The sequence below is a fragment of the Bacteroides xylanisolvens genome, from assembly GCF_018289135.1.
Taxonomy (GTDB): domain Bacteria; phylum Bacteroidota; class Bacteroidia; order Bacteroidales; family Bacteroidaceae; genus Bacteroides; species Bacteroides xylanisolvens.
The window spans coordinates 3,232,625-3,255,317 of sequence record NZ_CP072216.1; the positions used below are offsets into that span (position 1 = coordinate 3,232,625).

Consider the following 22,693-nt stretch of genomic DNA (forward strand, 5'->3'; position numbering starts at 1 on the left):
GGATATAGCCGGAGTTTTAATACTTAATACTTTTTTTATGCCGTCATTCCGGCTAATACCTAATACTTAGTCATCCCTTAAAAAGTACTCATCTGCGGGATATTGCAAGAAAACAGTGTCCCGCAGATTTTTTCAACAAGTAGCCAAAGAACCCTCATGGCTCTTTTGAAGTTGTACGCTGCTGCGGCTAAGAGCAGATTGACAACATCCCCGAACACACCTTTATAAAAGTTGCGTCCTAAACGAAAGTCTGATTTCAAATGCCCGATAGTCGGCTCTATTCCTGCACGCTTGCAGAATAGCTTATGTTTCTTCTTGCGTGTGTAATAACTGTCTTTCCTGTTTGGAACATCGGGTATCAGTATCCCGGTGCCGCCCACCTCTTTCTTTCCTCTGTACCCCCTGTCCCCGGCCAACTTCCTGATCTTCTTTCCGGTAATGCGTTCCACCTGCCTGAGGGATTCTTCAATGGTATGCCCGTCATATTCATTCCGGAAAGACTTGGCACCCAGTATGACACCGGTAATTGAGCGGACGATTGAAACCTTGTTGCCGAACTCGTATTTCTTATGTTCTTTCCCCTTGCTGATACACTGCACCTCCGGTTCATGCAGGGAATAGATTTTCCCGGGAGAATTGCGCTTCTGTGAAAGCACCCGCTCAAAGAGGTCGAGCAGGGAGTCGTAGCCGTGGTTTTCTTTCAGGTTGCGCCTCAGTTCCCTGACAAGCCTTCCCGCAATGGTGCGCAGCCGCTTGTCCGCTTTCAGGGCCTTGCCACGGTTCTTGGGGTGGTTACGGAAACGCTGGTCACGGTAGATCTTCTTGAGGACAAAGGTATAGCTCTGGCGCAAAGGAAGCCCTAAGGATTTTACGACAGACAACACTTTGCGGACTATCTTTTTATGCAACTTCGCATCCGTGGGATAAGTCACGTTCTTTTCCTGTACCGTGGAATCGATGAAGGCCGTGCAGTGATGGTCCGGGCCGTCGTCCTCCTGATTGACGCGGATACTTTCTGACAGAATCAGTTCCATGCCATTTTCTCCGACACGCTTACGGAAGTGTACCAGTTCGCTTGCATTGCAGGGATAGGAAGGCGTGAATTCCAACATACCGCAAAAGTACTGGTAATAAGCATTCTCGCTCCATTGTTCAACAACCGATTCATCGGACAGGTTACGCACGTGCTTAAGAATCAGAAGTCCGCACATCAGGCGGATGGGTTTGGCCGGACGACCGTTGACGGCACAGTATAGCGGGGAGAAAGCTTCTTCAAAACGGCGCCAGTCTATCTTATTGGCAAGCAGGTATAAGGGATGCCTGGGATTCAGCTGGTCTGTCAAAGAGCTGAACAAGGAGGGCTGAGGGGGGGGCTTGTTTATCATAATAATCTGCAAGTTTTCAACCATAAAGATACAAAAACTTGCAGATATATCAAAGCAATTTATATATTAATATGTTGATTATTAGGCGTAAAAGCACATTCTAAGGGGCGACTACTTAATACCTAATACTTAAAATCAGCATCCTTTGTGCGTCATGATGTCAAGTACCATTTTATCCGTTTCGTTCATGGCTTGCGAGCCGATTCTTGTCAGGTTACGGATACTTTGGTCTACATCTTCATCTATAATTCCTTCTACGGAAGTCACACAACGGTCTTCCATTGCCATCATGGCAGACAGTACGGCTGTCGAAACTCCGGTGGTTACCTTCAAGGCACAACTCGGTTTTGCACCGTCACAAATCATTCCTGTCAAATTGGCAATCATGTTTTGAACAGCGAAGGCAACTTGATTGTAGTTTCCTCCCATTAACCAGGTGATTCCACAACTGGAACCTGTGGCAGCTACCACACAACCACACAAAGCAGACAGACGTCCCAAACTTTGTTTGATATATATAACAGTGAGATGGCTTAGCATTAAAGCACGGATCTGTTCTTCTTCACTTTTTCCGTTTTCTTCTGCAAAGACAACGACAGGAAGTGTAGCGGATATCCCCTGATTACCACTGCCGGAATTACTCATTACAGGAATCATAGCACCGGCCATACGGGCGTCACAGGCAGCCGACGTATAAGAAAGGATATGAGAAAACACGCTATCCCCCATCACTTTATGCTCATAAGTTCCCCGAAGCATTTTCCCTAAAGAATGTCCGTAGTTACCTTTAAAGGCTTGCTCGGCAGCAGCTTTGTTCAAACGGGCTGTGTCAAGGATGAAACGGATTTCATCCAGCGGAGCAGTCAGTGCAAAGTCATATACTTTACGCAAGTTTAGTTCGGGCGAAGCCTCTTCCTCTTCCTCGCTGACTGTCTGTTGCTTGTCGAGCAACGTTTGTTCATTTTTGGCTATATATATAAAGGTAGTATGTCCACCGGCAATGATGGCTTTAGCCGTTTTATCTTCCGTTTTACAAATCACTTCGATATACAGCTTTTCCGTAATATCTTCTTTTAGAGAAATACAAATCCGTTTTTCTGCGATGAATTGTTTTCCCTGCTCCACCGCTTCCGGCGTACAATCCCTCAATACCTCCAACTGATAATCTGATTTGCCAATCAACGCACCCAAAGCAACCGCTATGGGAAGCCCGACCATACCCGTTCCCGGTATTCCGACTCCCATGGCATTCTTTAATATATTAGCACTTAACAGGACTTCTATCTTTTCCGGTTTCGCTCCCAGTGTTTCGGCAGCTTTAGCTACACAAAGCGCTACTGCGATAGGTTCCGTACATCCGATAGCCGGAATGACCTCCTTCTTAATCAATTCTATAATTTGCCTTCTTTCTGATTCAGTCATGGACTTATAAGTTTTGGTTCCACAAAAATAGGAAATTCTTTCTTTTCCAACATTCTATAATGAACAAATAAAATCTCATATTGTTATAAAACCTCCCATACACCAAACTTTAACAGAAAGAATTGATAGAAAAATGAAAGCAAAACACATAGTTGTTTATTTGCTACTAGCTATTGTTTCCTCTTCATGTATCCGCGAAGAAGCTCTCAATGCAGAAGCAGACATATTAAGTTGTATACTACCGGGAGTAGCCATGACAACCAGTCCTATTATTAACAATAATTCCATAACTATCTTTGTTGGTCCGGGAACTGATATTTCAGAACTCAAGCCTGAATTTACACTGACTCCGGGAGCTGCGATCAGTCCGCTTAGCGGCACGGAACGAAACTTCAATACCCCACAGGAATATACTGTCACAGCTGCCGATGGTGTTTGGAAGAAAATGTATACCGTATCAGTGATCGACACGGAACTTGCCACGAACTATAATTTCGAAGATACACTGGGCGGAAAGAAGTACTATATATTTGTGGAACGCGAAGGAGATAAGGTCGTCATGGAATGGGCCAGCGGAAATGCGGGTTATGCCATGACCGGAGTAGCTAAAACAGCCGATGATTATCCCACTTTCCAAATAACAGACGGAAAAGCCGGCAAATGCCTCTCCTTAGTGACACGCAGTACCGGATTCTTCGGTCAGCTAGCAGGAATGCCTATTGCGGCAGGAAATCTGTTTATCGGCTCTTTCGATGTGAATAACGCTATGAGCAATCCTCTGAAAGCAACTAAATTCGGCCTCCCTTTCCGGCATGTACCCACTTATCTGGCTGGTTATTATAAATACAAAGCAGGAGATCAGTTTACAGAAGGAGGAAAACCTGTGAACGGGAAACGGGATATCTGTGACATATATGCCATCATGTACGAAACCAGCGAATCTGTTCCTACTCTCGACGGAACGAATGCATTCACCAGTCCGAACCTGATTTCAACAGCACGGATTAATAATGCCAAAGAAACGAACGAATGGACTTACTTTAAACTTCCTTTCATCACTCTCCCCGGAAAATTCATAGATAAGGAGAAGCTAAGGGATGGGAAATATAATATAGCCATCGTGTTCACCTCAAGCCTGGAAGGAGATCATTTTAACGGAGCAATCGGAAGTACATTACTGATCGACGAGGCAGAGTTAATCTATCGCTCGGAAAATTAGCGGAATTTCGAAGAAGAATTTTCCATAGCAATACGCTGATAATGCGCTCAAACAATGTACTCATACAAAACGTACACATTATCAAACAAACGGAATTAAATAACTTTATAACAATCATAATGATAAAAATCTATCCGTATATATTCAGTTTACTAGCCTGTATAGGAATAGCTCTCCCCGGCTATTCACAGGTAGACCGAAATGAAACACTGATCCGTTCCGCCCTTCACGGACTGGAATATGAGATTAAAGCAGGTTTCAGCATTGGCGGCACAGCCCCGCTTCCCCTTCCGGTAGAAATCCGTTCGATTGACGGATATAACCCGACACTAGCCATCAGCATAGGGGGCGAAGTAACCAAATGGATTGCCGTTCAGAACAAACTCGGAATCATAGTCGGACTCCGGCTCGAAAACAAAGCAATGACCACCGAAGCCACCGTAAAAAATTACAATATGGAAATTCTCGGACAAGGAGGTGAAAGAATCAGCGGAGTATGGACGGGCGGAGTGAAAACCAAAGTACATACCGCCGGACTGACTATACCTCTAATGGCTACCTACAAACTAAGTAACCGATGGAACATCAAAGCCGGACCTTATTTCTCGTATCTGCTTTCAAGAGAATTTTCAGGTCATGTGTACGAAGGATATTTGCGGGAAGATGATCCCACCGGTCCGAAAGTAGAATTTACCGACGACAAAATTGCAACCTACGATTTCTCGGATGACTTGAGACATTTCCAGTGGGGATTACAGGCGGGAGCCGGATGGCGAGCTTTCAAACACCTCAATGTATATGCTGATCTCACCTGGGGATTGAACGATATATTTAAAAGCGATTTTAATACAATCACTTTTGCAATGTATCCCATCTATTTGAATATAGGTTTTGGGTACGCATTTTAAGTCTCACCACAGATTACACAGATTATTTATATTGATAGTCTATGACTTATAAATCAATCTGTGTTAATCTGTGTAATCTGTGGTGAATAAGGAATTAATTTCCACCAGACTCCGCCACCTGTTTCACTCCGGAATAGGTCACTTTTACAGTCTGTTGCAATGTAGGCACTTTCACGTTAATGGTCATGTCTGCATTTCCATCTTCTACCGTTCCCGTAACAGTTACAGGACAGGTACCCAAAGCAGCGGCATTTCCCTCAAACGTAAGGTCTTGCTGTCCGGTGAACGTAGACACCCCTTCTCCCTTCTTCACTTCACACTTATCAACAACAATATCTCCAAATTTCAGGATCTGTTGGTTAATAAACAGTTCAAACTCCTTCAGTTCAATCTTCACCTCCGTATTGCTGACCTGCGAGAGAGTGATAAACTTCTCTATTCCATCTCCTATGACAATTTCCTGGTCAGAACCATCCGGTATCATGGATATATCCAGATTTCCCCAATACGTTCCGACTACATCCGGAGCCGTTATCGCAGCTTCCTCTTCAGGAGGATTCCCATTATTCTTGTTATCACTGTCGTCATCGTCACTGCTACAAGCAGCGAAGAAAGTAAGAGAGCAGACCAATGCCAATAAATACAATAGATTCTTTTTCATACGTCTTTGGTTTAGTTATTATAATAAATTTCGTCCCTTATAAACTAAAAAGAAGAAAAAAGGTTCAATATGCTTCCTTTTTCGAAGATATTTCGAGTTCACAACTTTCTTATCGAAAACTTTGTTATATTTGCATATAGTAATTTTAAAAAAGCCACAACTATGTTTAATTCATTTGGCAATATCTTTCGGCTCACAAGTTTCGGTGAGTCTCATGGAAAAGGAGTTGGAGGAGTGATTGACGGATTTCCGGCAGGAATTGTCATCGACGAAGAATTTGTACAACAAGAACTTAATCGCCGCCGTCCGGGACAATCCATTCTTACCACTGCACGTAAAGAAGCTGATAAAGTTGAGTTTCTTTCAGGCATTTTTGAAGGGAAATCCACCGGATGCCCTATTGGTTTTATCGTTTGGAATGAAAACCAACACTCCAATGACTACAACAATCTGAAAAATGTATATCGTCCTTCACACGCTGATTACACGTACACAGTGAAGTACGGAATCCGTGACCACCGTGGCGGCGGACGTTCTTCCGCACGCGAAACGATTTCGCGCGTGGTAGCCGGTGCATTGGCTAAGTTAGCGCTTCGTCAACTGGGCATCAGCATCACAGCTTACACTTCACAGGTAGGTCCTATCAAGCTGGAGGGTACTTACTCGGATTACGACCTCGATTTAATAGAAACAAACGATGTACGTTGTCCAGACCCGGAAAAAGCAAAAGAAATGGCAGACCTTATATATAAGGTGAAAGGAGAAGGTGACACCATCGGCGGCACACTGACCTGCGTCATCAAGGGATGCCCCATCGGACTTGGACAACCTGTTTTCGGCAAACTCCATGCTGCCTTGGGCAACGCCATGTTAAGCATCAATGCTGCCAAAGCATTCGAATACGGCGAAGGATTCAAAGGACTAAAAATGAAAGGTTCCGAACAGAACGATGTTTTCTATAATAACAACGGACGCATCGAGACACATACCAACCACTCCGGAGGTATCCAGGGAGGATTGAGTAATGGTCAGGATATTTATTTCCGTGTAGTATTCAAACCGATTGCAACGTTGCTGATGGAACAGGAAACCGTCAACATTGATGGTATCGACACCACCCTGAAAGCACGCGGACGCCATGACGCTTGTGTACTGCCCCGTGCCGTGCCTATCGTGGAAGCAATGGCCGCCATGACTATACTTGATTATTACTTACTGGATAAAACGACACAACTGTAATGAACGAAATTCAGAAATACATAATAGCGCACGAACCGGAAATGATGAATGACCTGTTCAGTCTCATCCGTATCCCCAGTATCAGTGCTCTGCCGGAGCATCACGATGATATGCTGGCTTGTGCAGAACGCTGGGCGCAGTTGTTACTTGAAGCTGGAGCAGACGAAGCATTGGTGATGCCCTCAAAGGGCAATCCGATTGTTTTCGCTCAAAAGATGGTCGACCCGGACGCAAAGACCGTATTGGTTTATGCTCATTACGATGTAATGCCGGCCGAACCGCTGGAACTTTGGAAGAGCCAACCATTTGAACCGGAAATACGGAACGGATATATCTGGGCGCGTGGAGCAGATGACGACAAAGGACAATCATTCATCCAGGTGAAAGCGTTCGAGTATCTCGTCAAAAACGGATTGCTGAAGAATAATGTAAAATTCATCTTCGAAGGTGAAGAAGAAATAGGCTCACCCAGCCTGGAAGCTTTCTGCGAAGAGCACAAAGAGTTGCTGAAGGCAGATGTCATCCTTGTCTCAGATACGAGTATGCTGGGAGCTGAACTTCCGTCTTTAACAACCGGTCTTCGCGGACTGGCTTATTGGGAAATAGAAGTGACTGGGCCGAACCGTGATTTACACTCCGGACATTTCGGCGGTGCGGTGGCTAATCCCATCAACACACTTTGCCAGATTATCAGCAAGGTGACGGATGCTGACGGACGGATTACCGTTCCCGGATTCTATGACGATGTGGAAGAAGTTCCGCAAGCCGAACGGGAAATGATTGCGCATATTCCTTTTGACGAAAAGAAATACAAAGAAGCAATCGGCGTAAAAGAGCTTTTCGGAGAAAAAGGATACAGCACATTAGAACGTAACAGCTGTCGTCCGTCTTTTGACGTATGTGGCATTTGGGGCGGATATACGGGAGAAGGTTCTAAAACCGTACTTCCTTCAAAGGCGTATGCCAAAGTTTCCTGCCGATTAGTTCCGCATCAGGATCATCATAAGATTTCGCAGATGTTTGCAGAGTATATTTCAAGCATTGCTCCGGAAACTGTTCAGGTGAAAGTGACTCCAATGCATGGAGGACAAGGATACGTATGCCCGATTTCGCTTTCTGCTTATCAGGCTGCCGAAAAAGGCTTTGAAATTGCTTTCGGAAAGAAACCGCTGGCAGTACGCCGTGGTGGTAGTATTCCTATCATTTCTACTTTTGAACAAGTCTTGGGAATCAAAACTGTATTGATGGGATTCGGTTTGGAATCAGACGCCATCCATTCACCAAACGAAAACTTTTCACTGGATATTTTCCGTAAAGGGATAGAGGCAGTCATTGAATTTCATCAGGAGTATGCCAGACGATAAAGCGGACAGACAAAAAGTCTAATTACAAACGGTATATAAAAAAGAGCGATGGACAAGTGTATGATTACAAACCCGTCCACCGCTCTTTTTATATATTTACAGATACCAACAAATTACATAACCGGAGTCTGGAAAAGGAAAGTGAATGATTGACTGTCTTTCAAATCTTTCACTGCATCACCTGCATAAATCTCTCCCTTTGTCAGAGACAATTTCTTAATCCCTGCTTTCGGACTAAAATCTATTTTCTTCAAGTCCAGCCAAAACATATTCGGTGTCAAAGTAGATTCGAAATAATACACTTTATTCTTCTGATCGGAAACGGAACGCCAACGGGTAGAAGAAATATAAGGCTTCTCCGGCGTGTTAATACCAAATGGTACAGAAACATTACGCATCACACTCAATACACTGGGAACTGCAATTTTTGCATCAGCAGTTTGCGGAATGGCATGAATGTAGAAAGAAGCCCTGACAAAGCGGTCACTCGCACGATTTGTTCCCGGTAGCATCTGTAAGCCACCAATTTCTTTCCAATAATCATTAATAGCCAATTGATAGTCATATCGGGGAGAATTTGTCATCACCCGGTATTCTTTCCCTTCGTGAATACTCAATTTTCCATCCAGATATTCCAGTACAGCCGTATTCCCAGTTTCATCGGTTATAGCCAGATGCAAGGTAGATTCCGGTCCCCCATTCGGCATACGGGGAGCATCAATCCGGAAAGTCTCTTTTTTCAGTTCATCCACGGCTTCGCGTACCGTAGCAAAGTTATCGAGTACGTACTGTGTCCAAATACTGATTCCCATTGCCGGACGGGTATCACCGGGAAGAGAGTAAATAGATTCCGGTAAGAAAAGCAGACTCGCCACCAATCCTTTCTCGTTCATTCCATCGCAAGTACCAATATCATATCCTGTGGCAATTACACTTCCGTATTTGGCAGTCCAGTTCACCGTTTTATCCTTGTTATGTCCCGCACGCTGAATACCACGTGGAAACACATAGATATTCGTCATGATATCTTCTTTCCAGTCCATGGTACGCCCCGTTATCACCATCTGATCAGGACCTATGTATACTGCACGCGTACATGCTTCCACAGGCTGTATACTCCCCAAAGAGACGGCAGCCAACACCAATGCAACTCCTACTAATCTTTTCTTCATATTCTTTCTATTTAAATAATTGATACTCTCATTTTATAAATAACAAATATGCCACGATTATTGCCTACAAGAAAGATGATTTTAATGAAAAAAAAGAATTTATTCAGTGAATGAGGAAGTTTTTGGTTTTCGACGCATGATAGTTATCATCGCAGAACTCATTTCTAGCGATAGATATTAAATAAATGAAAAGGATATGCATAAAGTATTACGCGGAGGCAGTTATTACACCTTCGAGAAATACTGTAAAGTCACCAGCCGTTATGGAGTGACCCCACAACGGTGGGATATTGATTACGGGTTGCGGTTAGTAGTGTCTCTCTAACTTATGTATAAATGTTAAGTCGGCTTATTAATCGGCCAATCTATAAAGCTCATATCCTCCCAATGCCAGTATGTAGGGCAGATTATAAATTACATCAGCATCCTTCTCTACCTCCTCGGGATACTTTTGTAGTAATTCGCTGAAAGGCATAATAAGAGGATGTTGCAAAAATACCTTATCCTTCACCTTAGCACGTCTCCAGCCGGCCACCGTACGCTCGGCATTCCATCGGTACTTCTCCATGCGTACTAACAGATACAAAACTTGAGCTGGCAGATCTTCATTGAACATAGATTCGGATATGTGTGCCGGTGAGTGGTCACTCCGTCTGATGCCGTAGCCCAGTGTGCGACAAAATACACTATAGGCATCCAGCTGATAGCGGTTAGCCCAACGCAACGGCTCGCTTAGTTTATTCCACAAATACTGCGCCTGGTGGTTCATCAAAATAAAGTCGGCAGAATGGTTACCATAGGATTCATACATCTTCTTCAATACCTCTTTTTGTTTGAGGCTTTCATCAGCATAACAACAATCGTATAAGTAGTTCACATACAAAGCCAGTTTATCTTGCAAGATGTTTTTCTTTATTCCCCTGTCTACCATACCAAACACCTTGACATAGCGATAGCGTCCCTTCTCGTCGTCCACCATCGACGACAAATCATTATTAAACTCCTGACGGATTAGCACACGACACTGATACTGATAAACTTCATGTGGTAAGTTGAGTCCTAATGAAAGACTCAAATCAGGATCATGCACACAAATGGCCACTGTAAGCATACAATGCTTATTTTGTGCCCACTGCTGCAGGCGGGTACGCATAGCAGTACTGCAAATATCATCATGGCAATATTCCACCTCAATATCATCTATTTGGCTCTCTATATAGGGGAATTGAGCTTTGAAGTAGTCTTTCTGTGCCTCCATCTCGCGATCCACTAAAGTGATACGGGTACGTATACGTTCATCTGCAGGCAGACGGTCATCATAATTGGCATAATGACAGATACGCAATGCTTCGAGTAGCAACGAACGTCCCACTCGGTTGAATCCCACGATAACCAGATGCACATAGTCTTGACTGGTAGCACTCCAACTTCCATCAGGTTGTTGTGTAATGCTTATGGGGCGATAATCCAGCGGATCATAACGCCTTTCACAATCAGCTCCATAAAGGCTCCATAGCTGCCGGGCCAAGTTTTCATGGAGATTAAAGGGCCGAAAGAAAATATTAGGCTTGCCTTCTATACAAAAGACTTCGGGCGGCAGATTCATTTTCTGTATGTTAGAATACGAAGGGATGCTATCAAACTGTACATACACAGGCATCATCTTACCATCATAACATTTACCACGCAGAGTACTTACCAAGTGCACAATAGCTATATTTTTAGCATCGCGCCCGTAACGTTCTTCATCACCCAGCACATATACTTCAATAGCACTCTCTATGTTCAACCGCTGAAGTTCTTCGATCGACTCAATGTTGCCAAAGTAAACAAGCACTTGTCGCTCAACTTCAACAGGCAGGGCCGACTGTATACGATGCCGCACCGTTGCCGACTCCATACCGCTCATCAGCAAAATACGTGCCGAAGGACATTCGTCATACAGTTCACGTATCATATTGATAGACAATTCGTTGAATCCGATCAGTACATAATGATTTTTTATATTACGGTAGGTCATTCGCCCCGCGTATACCACTCCCACACGCCGCTCTATAATATTAGAGATAGTAGAGATGAGCACACCGCCCAGTAAAACGGATCCCGAAATGCTGATAAGCCCCACTAATATCCTGTTAGGCCAGGCAGTCTCTTCTATTTGGTTACCGGGATCGACAAAGTTGTTGTACACTGCCCAGAGCCTTTCTCCCCATTCCTCGTGTCCATGCAATTGGATGGAAAAGAGCATCGCGATAATAAAAAAGATAGCCAGCGCCGTAGCAATGGTAACGAGTAGCAAGGTGAGCTGTGACTTGATACCGCCCGAAATGGTGCGATCTATATACTCTTGCGAGAATATCTTCTTGTAGTAGTTTGCAAAACGGTTCATAGTAGTCCATATAGATTTATGTACAAATATAGTGTATTTTTCTATAAATCAAGTAGTTTTCCACTAAACTATTTCAGCCATACACTTTACCTTGTTACTGTGCGGAAAATTAGAAATTCTTCCGGAAAGTACATCCATTTCTCCATTCCGAACACCCGTAAGCAGTCTTCCCTTTAATGATGGTTCCTTTACCACAAAGTGGACAGGGTTGACCTACAAACGCATCTACCTCACCTGCCGTAGAAGGAGTTGAAGCTGCCATGGCCACCGGAGCAGGAGAACCGGGCGAATCAGTCTTCACTTCATTCGTCGTTTTTTCCGCTTTTGGTTTCTTTTCTTTCGGTGTACTCGGTTTTCGTTCACGCTTTTTAGGTTCTTTCTTCTCTTTCTCTTCGGCTTTTGCAGCAACTGCGTCCTGAATAGTTATGCGTCGATTCGTATTATCAGAAAGTACACTCATTACGATCTCTGAAACCATCTGCTTTAGTTCTTCGAGGAACTGGCGGGCATCGTATGTTTTCTTTTCAATCTCACGCAACTTCTTTTCCCAAATACCTGTCAATTCTGCCGATTTCAATAATTCTTCGTGAATAAGCTGCACCAACTCCACTCCTGTCGGGGTGGCAATCAGGTTCTTTCTTTCCTTACGGATATAATTTCGCTTGAACAACGTCTCAATGATTGCAGCACGGGTAGACGGACGACCGATACCATTCTCTTTCAAAGCATCGCGAAGTTCATCATTGTCCACCAGTTTTCCGGCTGTTTCCATTGCACGAAGCAAGGTTGCTTCAGTATAAGGTCTGGGCGGCTGTGTCCATTTTTCATTCAGGTCCGGAATATGAGGACCACTTTCACCCTTCACAAAAGCAGGAAGTACATTTTCATCCTCTTCCTCTTTTTCTTCAGTAGGGTCTTTTACTTCCTTGGCAAACACGACACGCCATCCCGGTTCCAGAATTTGTTTTCCGGTTACCCGAAACTCTATCTTATCCACTTCTCCCATTACGGTGGTAGTAGAAATTTTACAGTCCGGATAGAACACGGCTATAAAACGACGGGCTATCAAGTCGTAGACACGACGTTCCATATCCGTCAAGTTTTGAGCATAGACTCCGGTTGGGATAATGGCATGGTGATCCGTCACTTTCGAGTTGTCAAATACCTTTTTTGATTTAAGAAGTGTAGTGCCAGCTAACGGAGCTGTCAAGACTTCGTAATCACGGAGTCCTTTCAGGATAGCAGGACATTTCGGATAAATATCATCGCTCAAGAAAGTGGTATCCACACGCGGATAGGTAGCCACTTTCTTCTCATAAAGAGACTGGATCAGTTTCAGTGTTTCATCGGCCGAATAAGCGAATTTCTTGTTACATTCTACCTGAAGGGAAGTCAAATCGAACAAACGTGGAGCGTATTCCTTCCCGTCTTTCTTGCCGACATTGGTGACTACAAAAGGTAGGTCTTTAATACGTTCTACCAATGCTTCGCCTTCTTCCCGGTTGGCAATAGGGTCGATGCCCGGGTTATCTATTTTCTTTTTTCCGCCGTTCTTTTCCTCTTCCGCGGCAATTTCTTCATCACTTTTGCGAATGAGTGCAGAGAAAGTGGTATTACGATAGTTTGTTTTCAGTTCCCAATATTGTTTGGGTTCAAAATTGGCTATCTCCAATTGACGGTTGACAATCAATGCCAGCGTCGGTGTCTGTACACGACCGATAGAGAGCACCTGTTTGTTTTGACCGTATTTAAGGGTATAAAGACGGGTAGCGTTCATTCCCAACAGCCAATCACCCATCGCACGGGAAAGACCGGCTTCGTAAAGTGATTGAAATTCAGCTTGGTCTTTCAGTTTCGAGAATCCTTCACGAATAGCTTCTTCCGTCAACGAAGAAATCCACAGGCGCTTCACCGGACAGCGTGCGCCAGCTTTTTGCATCACCCAGCGCTGAATCAATTCTCCCTCCTGCCCGGCATCACCGCAATTGATGATTTCATCCGCATTCTGCATCAGCCACTCTATCACATGAAACTGCTTCTCAATACCCGGATCATGCCCAATCAGCTTGATACCGAAACGTGGCGGAATCATCGGCAGACTGCTCAAGCTCCATGATTTCCAGTTAGGGGTGTATTCATGTGGCTCCTTCAGGGTACAAAGATGCCCGAATGTCCAGGTCACCTGGTATCCGTTTCCTTCTATATATCCTTCTTTTCTGGTATGAGCGCCGAGTACTTCGGCTATATCACGTGCTACAGACGGCTTTTCGGCTATGCAAACTATCATTTTTTCTCTTCTTGTTTTTAAACTATCAATTTGCAAAGTTACACGAATATTTGTCTAAAAGAACAATATCCCACAAAATATGTTACCTTTGCAAGAGTAGAATTCTTATAACAAAGAACAAGTATGATTGATTTAAACCGCAAATTGCCCATCGGAATACAAACTTTCGAGAAAATCCGCAAAGGAAATTATCTGTATGTAGATAAAACCGCCCTTGTCGGAAAAATGGTGTCCACAAGCATCCCCTATTTCCTTAGCCGTCCCCGACGTTTCGGAAAAAGCCTGCTGATTTCCACTTTCGAGGCTTACTTTTTGGGACGCAAGGACTTATTCGAAGGACTAGCCATCTCACAAATGGAAGTTGACTGGCAAGTCTATCCGGTTTTTCATATTGACTTGAATGCACGCAAGTATGATTCTCCGGCAGATCTGATAGCGATGCTCAACCAACATCTGGAAAAATGGGAAGCAATCTACGGAACCGAAAAGCAAGATCGACAACCGGAAGAACGATTCGCCTATATTATAGAACGCGCATGTGTGCAAACCGGAAAGCAAGTAGTCGTATTAGTAGACGAATATGACAAACCTCTTTTGCAAGCTCTGGATAATCTGCCCTTGTTTGAAGAATACCGCAAAATGCTAAAAGCATTCTATGGAGTATTGAAAAGTGCTGACCGCTATCTGCGTTTCGTATTTCTGACAGGTGTTACCAAATTCTCACAAGTCAGTGTATTCAGTGATTTGAATCAACTGAATGATATCAGCATGAAACCGCCTTATGCCACCATTTGCGGCATCACCAAGCAGGAACTGATAGATACATTCACTCCGGAATTGGATAAGCTGGCCTCATACAACCGGATGACACCAGAAGATACAATCCATAAGATGACCTCACTTTACGACGGGTATCATTTCTGTGAATATGCAGAAGGCATGTTCAATCCGTTCAGTGTATTAAATGTGTTCGATGGATATAAATTTGAGAATTACTGGTTTCAGACAGGCACTCCTACTTTCCTTGTCAAGATGCTGATGGATAGCAACTATGACCTGCGAACGCTCATTGACGGAGTGGAAGCAAACGCAGCGTCATTCAACGAGTACCGGGCAGAAAGCAGGAATCCTATTCCGCTGATTTATCAAAGCGGGTATCTGACGATTAAAGAATACGACCCTCGTTTCAAGACTTATCAACTTGCTTTTCCCAATGATGAAGTGAGATATGGCTTTATGAATTTCCTTCTGCCATTCTACTCTAATATTCCCGATAATGAGCAAGATTTCTATATTGGCAAATTTGTCCATGAGTTGGAAAGTGGCAATATCAATGCTTTTCTAACCCGCCTTCAAGCCTTCTTTGCCGATATACCTTACGAACTGAATGACCAGACAGAGCGGCATTACCAGACTGTTTTCTATCTGATATTCAAACTCATGGGACAGTTCACACAAGCAGAAGTACGCAGTGCAAAAGGACGGGCTGATGCAGTTGTCAAAACACCGAAGTATATTTATGTATTCGAATTCAAACTAAATGGCACAGCCGAGCAAGCATTACAGCAAATCGAAGATAAAGGATATCTTATCCCTTATCAGGCAGATGAACGGGAAGTCAAAAAGGTTGGAGTAGAATTCAGTACTGACACACGAAATGTCAGTCGATGGCTACCCGAGGAATAAGAGAGTATAATTACTTCTTCCTCATATTTATCTACAAATGATTCATATTAAACCTCCCAACACTTCCACCCTTTGTTGGCACAGATATACACAATGTACGAACGAACATGGTAATTGGGGAATTTTCTTTTTGTATCTGCGGCATAACCTTTCACTTGCTCTACGTGTTCTACCAGCGGTTCGGTGAGCGCAAGCATACGGTCGGCATCTTTGGAACGATAGTATTTAAATTCCACCACGCGATCGTCCGTGTAATAATCCGTGCCGGGGATGCCGATCATTTCAAAATCCGAACGACCGACGGAGTTATTTTGTTCGATGGCAAAAGTGTAACAATGGCTCAAATAGCGGGAGACAAGCTCGTAGAAAGAACAACGGATAAAGTTCTCGTTGATCTTATCGAAAACCTGTGCGGGGAATTGTCCCAGATATTGCTCGAAATAGTTCTGCACAAGGGGTTCAAAACTACGATTGGAATCATAAAGTTCATAAACCGGGACGTAACGACTGGCGTTACCTTCGATCTTGTTCAGTTGGTTGTAATAATCCATGTAGATGCTGCGCATGGTCATGTTGGGGAGCACCATGCGGTATGCACTCTTCAGGGTAGTCATACCTAAGTAGAACAGGCTGACGGGATAGAATTCTTTCTCAAAAAATTTCTTCTTGTTGAATTTGCCGGACAGATCTCTGACGTTGTATGACAATTCACCGCCTATCACCAGGGCATCGAGCATCTCTTTGGCGTTGTTCTGCGAAAGAGTCAGGCGGCGAATCCAGTTGATGTCCGTACGCAGGTTCTCATCGATCAGTTCGGAGGGAATACTTCCGGCATTAGCGGCAAATTTCTTAAAAAAATAAGTTAAGATAGTGGAGTTAAAAAGACGTTCACCGACAGGGCTAAAACGATAACCGTCGTAGTTGTTCACAATAAGCTGCCAGATTTCCTCGAAGCGTTCTTCGCTTGCACCGGGAGCATATTTATCAAGTACATAGCGCAAGTATGTTTTCGTTTCTTCATAGGTGAAGCCGAGCATATTCAAAAAAACGGGTTTGAATGTGAGGATTTCCGCAATGTTGTACCCGCTGGTCAGGTCGTCCATGATGACAGGCAATACGCCTGTGCAGAAACAAGTGCGAATCGTGCCTTCGCCGATACCCGCTTTGATAACTTTAAAAAAGGTGAGAAGAAAACTATCACTAGTGGTTACTTCCTCATAAAGTGAGTCATTATAGGAAGTAAGCAGTTGATTGGTGAAGTTATCGTATTCGTCAATCAATATATATGCTTTAGGCAATCCATGTGAGCTGATATAACCCAAAAGTTCCTCCAACATCTGCACAGCATTTCCTCGAGTTGTAAACTGAAAATCACCAAACAGGTCTCGGTTATGTTCTACCGTAACTTCCACGGGTCCACAATTCAGGTCATTGAAGTTCTGTACCACCCCTTCCATATCATCCGCCATCACCATAGCCGAGAAGTCATAACGAATCACCAAATATTGATTATGTTCTTCCGTAGGATGTTCGCCAATCCAGGTGCCGCCAAAAAGTTCTTCAAAACGATTCGCTTTCGTACGGTCGTAGTAGTGGGCCAACATGGAGATGAGCAGACTTTTCCCGAAACGACGGGGACGGAGAAAGATGGGAGCATTATAGTCTTCAAGCCCCGGAATGTAATTTGTCTTATCAACATAATAAAAGCCACGTTCACGCATTTCTGCGAAGTCGGCCACTGCGTATGGAATCGTTATTCTTGCCATAATCGTTGATCTTTTCTTTCGGTAAAGACAAAAGTACTAATAAATTAGTACCATAAAAAAGATAATGCGAAAAAGATAAATAAATACCAAGCTCAATTATGGCTATATACATAAGTCTTTGATGAAAAAGAGGACAAAACAGAGAAAAAGATCAAAGTTATGCACTTATCATGTATAACCCTATACACGAAGGCTGCACAACTCTATACATGATGCGTGTATAGAGCTATGCAGCCTCTCTGCATAAGGGGATGTGTCAAAACTCTCCTTTCTACGAAGTCACCCTCGCCACAGATAATTGTAGCGAGGGTGACTTTTTGTTTATAAGAGTTTTGACACAGCCTCCAAGAGAACATTTTATGCCGCAGGATCGGGAGCCTCTCCTCCTCCGCCTTCGCCACCACCGGAACCGGAGCCGCCTCCTGCATCGGGTTTCGTGCCGACATAGAAAGTAGCGATAGCGGTTCGGGGTGTCTTCAGGAGCGTGCTTCCTGCATACTGCGTAGTGACGGTGAGGGTATATTCGCCATCAGCCAGACCGGCAGGAACAATGAATGTGAGTTGTGACGGGTTGTTGACGGCCAACATATTGAGGTCGATAGGTGTGGTTTGCTCTTTGCTGTTGGTGATAGTGATGCCGACGGAAGAATCCGTACCTGCAATTTTCAACATACGGCCATTGACCGTGAACGGACGGCCTGCAGTAGCAGTGGCAGGTGAGAATCCGGCAACGTACATCACGCTTTGGCGTTCGCCCAAAATACTGATAGAGGTTTGGGCGATAGCTTCACGCAGTTCTTTGTCTTGGGTGAAGGAGACGTAGACGGAGTTCTTTTCGGGATTCCATTTTCCGCCATCGATAACACCGCGGAGTTGCGCTACGGCGTGGTAAAGACCGGTGTTGACACTATATCCGCTAAGGATGAGATCGCTCACAACACGGTTGTAGAGCTTCACGACGTGCTCGATGGTTTCGGGACGGAGCCCGGTGTCTTCCTTGTGCATCTCATCGAGTATGTCCTGCAACGAGAGATTACCGGACGATTCGAGCTGACCGATCTTATCGTCTTTGTTGTCGACGGTTACAGTGTTGTCGACTAACCAGATTTTCAATACATTCTTCATAATGATGTTGTTTCTACTTGGTTTTATGAATATTATTAAACGAAAAAATAAAGAATATCAATAAAAAGTTTACCGGATTGAGGCAGTCCGAAAAGGTACTGCTTGCTATCATTTTGCTCTGCCATTCAGAGCGAAGCGAAGAATCTACTCTTTCGAATATACAAACAAGAGATTCTTCACTACATTCTGAATGGCAGAATGATACGCTTATCAGACTTGCAGAGCAGCCTCTTCCTTATTTTACAACCCTACCAGTCTTTGCGAAAAGCATAATATTGCGTCACAACCAATGCTTCTTGTACATTTGCAATATATTTAGGATAATTCCCATCATTATTGTCATGGAAGCACATCAAAAGATTCTGAAATCCATCAACAACCATCGTTTCTACATCATACTGCCTATAAGGAATGTTTTCTACGACTGCAACTTTTCCAAGTCCTTCGTCTAGAGTAATTATCCTAGCTTTGTCCTGCAGTTCTTCCATAAATTCATAGTCTTCTTGAGTTGTCCGTCTTTTAATATAAAGCGCAATCCCACCATAACGTTCTTTCGTCATCCCCGCTATAGGTTTGCGTTCCGAACCATCCGCCCAAGGATTAACCGGAGAATCCCAGATTACATTCCAAGCCAAGTCAATATAATCGCCCACTACAATGCCCTCTTGTTCTTTATTCATTGTAGCTGTAGTACCGCCATCATCTGCAAGAGTGAGCATTATATCCGGCATTGCTTCACGCAGAGCCTTGATTAATTTCGGATACGAAGTTTCATTGATAGCCGGTGCTTCGGCCTTGTCATATCCGGCTCCCTCATCACGCAAATGAATACCATCCAACTGAAACAGTTCTACAGCCACCTTAACTTGAGCCACAAAATCAATTATTTGAGGATCTGTCAAATTAGCGAAGCCTATTCCCGTTCCACCTCCTTCGATAGAAAGACACACTTTCAGACCATTCCGCCTCAACGGTTGAATGTACTGAACATTGTGCTTCAGCACATATTCCATATCCGGTGTATACTTCAAAATTACTCTCCGAGAAGAAGCATCATATCCCAAAAGGGCTTTGCGCACGTTTACAATATCAACAAGAGGTACATTTTCATAAATCGTTTCTCTGTCTCTACGAGATCTCAGATACTCCAGTTTAGTAGTAGTTTTGTCAGCTATCAAAGGATTTATCATTTCCGTATCAATATACGCTACTACCTTATAATCCTTTTTAGTTCTATCCTGATATTCCTCATCTCGTTCCGTGATATAATAGAAAAGCTTATATTGATTGCCATCCTCGTCCATCGCTACCAATGGTAACAGATATTGAGACCCAGCCATTGAAGCATCAACAGTCATTCTTGATAGAGCAAAGCTTATCTGTGTCGATTTCCGTTCGCCTTTAGCTATCGTCACTTTTCCTTCGTTGGTAATAGTTAGTTTATCTCCCGGTTCTTCTATCGCTCCTAATATAAATATATTATAATACTTTGCTACCAAAGCCTTCTTCTCTTCGTCACTAAAGGGAATATCCAAACCTATGGTAAAAGTCATGTCGTGCTCTGCCGGTTTCGCCAATTCTACATATAGTTCATCACCTGTCTGTACCACAAAGTCACGGAAGATAAGTCCACTTCCCGGTGCTGAAGCACTTTGCAAGGAAGCGGCTTCAACAACTTCTTCCGGTGACTGTGTAGATTTGTCATGCGCAACGCTTGGGTTCACCAATGCAGCCTCTTCCTCGCAGGCTCCCATTGCCACTGCCAGCAACGCACACAAAGATATATTTCGTATTATTCGTTTCATATATAAATTATTTAAAAAGTTCTACACACTTATTCCTGATTCACTTTCGGTACTTCGATTCCGCTCGGCCACAAATCCGCATCGGTTTTACTGTACATTTCGAGATGGTCACTACCTTTCCAGTAAGATACTACCTTCGCATCGTTCCCATGCCCGGTTCGGTCTTCCACTACAGTGCCTGTCCCTTCGTCGAACTTCCAATAAGCACACAAAGCAGGTTCGGTTGTCGGGTTAGAGATTTCATACATATTCTGATAAATCTGTTCTTGTGTACGGGCTACCTTCCAAATGCGAGCTTCACATATTTCACCATCAAACTGGCGGCTTATATCGTGCGACTCTCCATAAGAACGCCCAAAATAGAAGTTAAAATCACCCCCATTCCCAAATTCATCATCAGGTAACTTATCTCCCAAACTGATGCTAGTCAAGTCACTTTTGCCATGGCTGGTACTTATACTTTGTAATTGTCCGTTTACATAGAAAGCAATAGTAGCAGTAGCTATGTCCCATGTCAATGCCACATGATACCACTCACCTGCCAATAGTAATTTCTGGTTACTGATTTCCGGAAATTTACCAAACGTAGTCTGTGTTTGTAACTGTCGGTTCGGAAAATCCTTATCCCCAATACGCATCAGAAAATACTGTTCAATGCCCATTATAGAGGATATTTCTTGCTGGAAGCTGTTCACCCGTATAATAGCTTCCATTGTTACTGCACTCAAGTTATTCACCACATCTGACGTCGGACTTCCTTTATCAAATCCCGGAACAGTGACATAGACATTCTTCAAGTTCATTGCCGTAGTAATGGCACTGGAACGGCGTACCAAATAATACATCGTGCGCGAACCGTCCATTACTCCCACTCCATCGGCTCCTCCAATGGAAAGCGGGCAGAGGTAAGTAACGTCAATCTCCAACTCATCGAGTTTGGAGAATTTAATGCCTACTTCTTCAGAAGTGGTCTTTCCGGCAGGAATTACCACTTCTGTTTTCAATAGCTGATAATATGTTTCAGGCAGCACTTCATAATGCGTGTCGTTCTTTGCATTATATTCACTAGTCAACGAAGCGTCTACCTTCAAGCTGACCTTCACATCATCCCCCGAAGGATAAGACAACTTCACTGTAAAAAGTTTTGTCTGGCTTGTCACCTTCCGATTAAAAGTGAAAGTTTCTGTATTCTTACTAGCAGCTATATTCAGATACGCCGAATTGTCAAACGGTGACTTTTCGCTGTAATCCGTATTATCACAGGCAACCGGCAGAAGTAGCAAAACTGCGGTTGCAAAGCACTGATAAAGTTTATGTATTCTCATAGCTTACATCGTTTAGTGAGCCGAAGCAGGATTCAGGAATTGAATACCTCCACGGGTCTGTTTATAAATAATATCAGTATCGTAGTAATCGGCAGAGATATTGTAAATAGCAATACCTCCCAATGGTGTTTCCATATTGAGAGCACCGTAAGCAGCTCCGGCGATGGCATTGCGCGTCACTCCGTTATAGTCGGTCAATGTACCGTCAGGAGTGACAGCCAACAGCAGGCGATCCGGAGCGGCCTTGCCATATCCGGTGGCATAGAATACGGAGGTTTCTATATCATATTCATCGGATGCACCGGAAATATCGAGTACGAAATAGTTGAAAAGGCTGCGCTGCGCTTCCGGCAACAAGGAAGGAGTACCCTCAAAAACTAACAGACACGGTGTCTGTCCCAAAGCATCCAGCAGCGGCTTTAACGCCGAGACGTCTACCGCAGAGCCTTCCGAACCGAGGGCAATCCCGTCAAATGTCCCCGCACGCACTGTCTCAACAGCAGAGGTTATAGAGGTATTCAATTTATCTTTAGCCGTGCAATCTATATAGTAAAGCACTTTCGTCCCATAATCCTCACGCACCAACTTCATATCTTCCCGGTCATATTCGGACAGACGGTCGGCATTACGCATCGTCACTATATCGATACTATCCGGCAACGCACGGAGAAAATCCTTCTCACTAGTAGATACTTCCGGAGCATTATCCAACCGGGCATAAACGACAGCATGTTTCGTTGCCTTATATGCACGAAGATTCTGCGTATATACCGCATATTCTTGCGGATTCTGTTCCTTAAACCCATTCACCTGACTATCATGTATTTCCATTTCCGTCCAGTCGTCGCAACTGATGGTGGCAACCGACAAGAAAGTAGTCAGTAGGCATAACTTAAAGATTGATTTATATTTCATAATCTCATTGATTTAAAGGTTCGTT

Annotated in this window: 16 protein-coding genes and 1 pseudogene; 6 read left to right on the top strand and 11 right to left on the bottom strand. The window is 43.8% G+C overall.

The features are described from left to right. Positions 1-77 precede the first annotated feature (77 nt). Both INE92_RS13860 and INE92_RS13865 read right to left on the bottom strand, forming a co-directional pair. On the bottom strand, positions 78-1,385 hold the full coding sequence (locus tag INE92_RS13860) for an IS5 family transposase (RefSeq protein WP_211421162.1): 1,308 nt from the start codon (positions 1,383-1,385) through the stop codon (positions 78-80). A gap of 135 nt (positions 1,386-1,520) precedes the next feature. Next, a complete protein-coding gene (locus INE92_RS13865; protein WP_015531433.1) occupies positions 1,521-2,807 on the bottom strand; it encodes an L-cysteine desulfidase family protein in 1,287 nt (428 codons plus the stop codon). 133 nt (positions 2,808-2,940) lie between these two features. On the opposite strand from INE92_RS13865, the gene INE92_RS13870 reads away from it, so the two are divergent. After that, positions 2,941-4,026, top strand: a complete 1,086-nt coding sequence (locus tag INE92_RS13870) for a PCMD domain-containing protein (RefSeq protein WP_015531432.1) — start codon at positions 2,941-2,943, stop codon at positions 4,024-4,026. 119 nt (positions 4,027-4,145) lie between these two features. Beyond that, on the top strand, positions 4,146-4,934 hold the full coding sequence (locus tag INE92_RS13875) for a porin family protein (protein WP_015531431.1): 789 nt from the start codon (positions 4,146-4,148) through the stop codon (positions 4,932-4,934). Between the two features lie 94 nt (positions 4,935-5,028). Here INE92_RS13875 and INE92_RS13880 read toward each other — a convergent pair whose 3' ends face one another. Then, positions 5,029-5,595, bottom strand: a complete 567-nt coding sequence (locus INE92_RS13880; RefSeq protein WP_008024812.1) for a calycin-like domain-containing protein — start codon at positions 5,593-5,595, stop codon at positions 5,029-5,031. 162 nt (positions 5,596-5,757) lie between these two features. Here INE92_RS13880 and aroC point away from each other — a divergent pair, with 162 nt between their 5' ends. Then, on the top strand, positions 5,758-6,834 hold the full coding sequence (gene aroC / locus INE92_RS13885) for a chorismate synthase (RefSeq protein WP_004313576.1): 1,077 nt from the start codon (positions 5,758-5,760) through the stop codon (positions 6,832-6,834). Next, on the top strand, positions 6,834-8,198 hold the full coding sequence (locus INE92_RS13890) for a dipeptidase (RefSeq protein WP_004313575.1): 1,365 nt from the start codon (positions 6,834-6,836) through the stop codon (positions 8,196-8,198). Before aroC ends, INE92_RS13890 begins: the two co-directional genes overlap by 1 nt. A 113-nt stretch (positions 8,199-8,311) precedes the next feature. Here the strand turns inward: INE92_RS13890 and INE92_RS13895 are convergent, their stop codons facing one another. Then, on the bottom strand, positions 8,312-9,370 hold the full coding sequence (locus tag INE92_RS13895) for a linear amide C-N hydrolase (RefSeq protein ID WP_008024815.1): 1,059 nt from the start codon (positions 9,368-9,370) through the stop codon (positions 8,312-8,314). 181 nt (positions 9,371-9,551) lie between these two features. On the opposite strand from INE92_RS13895, the pseudogene INE92_RS27115 reads away from it, so the two are divergent. Next, positions 9,552-9,695: pseudogene (locus tag INE92_RS27115) on the top strand (formylglycine-generating enzyme family protein); the annotation flags it as partial. Positions 9,696-9,722: 27 nt separating this feature from the next. Here INE92_RS27115 and INE92_RS13905 read toward each other — a convergent pair. Beyond that, positions 9,723-11,759 (bottom strand): hypothetical protein, encoded by a 2,037-nt coding sequence (locus tag INE92_RS13905; RefSeq protein WP_004313572.1) that lies wholly within the window; start codon positions 11,757-11,759, stop codon positions 9,723-9,725. Positions 11,760-11,868: 109 nt separating this feature from the next. Further along, a complete protein-coding gene (locus INE92_RS13910; RefSeq protein ID WP_004313571.1) occupies positions 11,869-14,046 on the bottom strand; it encodes a DNA topoisomerase 3 in 2,178 nt (725 codons plus the stop codon). 123 nt (positions 14,047-14,169) lie between these two features. On the opposite strand from INE92_RS13910, the gene INE92_RS13915 reads away from it, so the two are divergent. After that, positions 14,170-15,732 (top strand): ATP-binding protein, encoded by a 1,563-nt coding sequence (locus INE92_RS13915; protein ID WP_004313570.1) that lies wholly within the window; start codon positions 14,170-14,172, stop codon positions 15,730-15,732. A gap of 47 nt (positions 15,733-15,779) precedes the next feature. On the opposite strand, the gene INE92_RS13920 is transcribed toward INE92_RS13915, so the two are convergent. The 5 genes from INE92_RS13920 to INE92_RS13940 all read right to left on the bottom strand — a co-directional run bounded on the left by INE92_RS13920 (position 15,780) and on the right by INE92_RS13940 (position 22,668). Continuing rightward, entirely contained in the window at positions 15,780-17,498 is a 1,719-nt protein-coding gene (locus tag INE92_RS13920) for an ATP-binding protein (RefSeq protein ID WP_008015586.1), read from the bottom strand. Between the two features lie 357 nt (positions 17,499-17,855). Further along, positions 17,856-18,623 (bottom strand): DNA-binding domain-containing protein, encoded by a 768-nt coding sequence (locus tag INE92_RS13925; protein ID WP_015531424.1) that lies wholly within the window; start codon positions 18,621-18,623, stop codon positions 17,856-17,858. 248 nt (positions 18,624-18,871) lie between these two features. Next, positions 18,872-20,428, bottom strand: coding sequence for a glycoside hydrolase family 18 protein (locus INE92_RS13930; protein WP_195436359.1), 1,557 nt, complete (start codon positions 20,426-20,428; stop codon positions 18,872-18,874). Positions 20,429-20,457: 29 nt separating this feature from the next. Beyond that, positions 20,458-21,753, bottom strand: coding sequence for a DUF1735 and LamG domain-containing protein (locus INE92_RS13935; protein WP_015531422.1), 1,296 nt, complete (start codon positions 21,751-21,753; stop codon positions 20,458-20,460). A gap of 12 nt (positions 21,754-21,765) precedes the next feature. Further along, complete coding sequence (locus INE92_RS13940; protein WP_015531421.1) at positions 21,766-22,668, bottom strand: glycoside hydrolase family 18; 903 nt, start codon at positions 22,666-22,668, stop codon at positions 21,766-21,768. Positions 22,669-22,693: the final 25 nt, after the last annotated feature.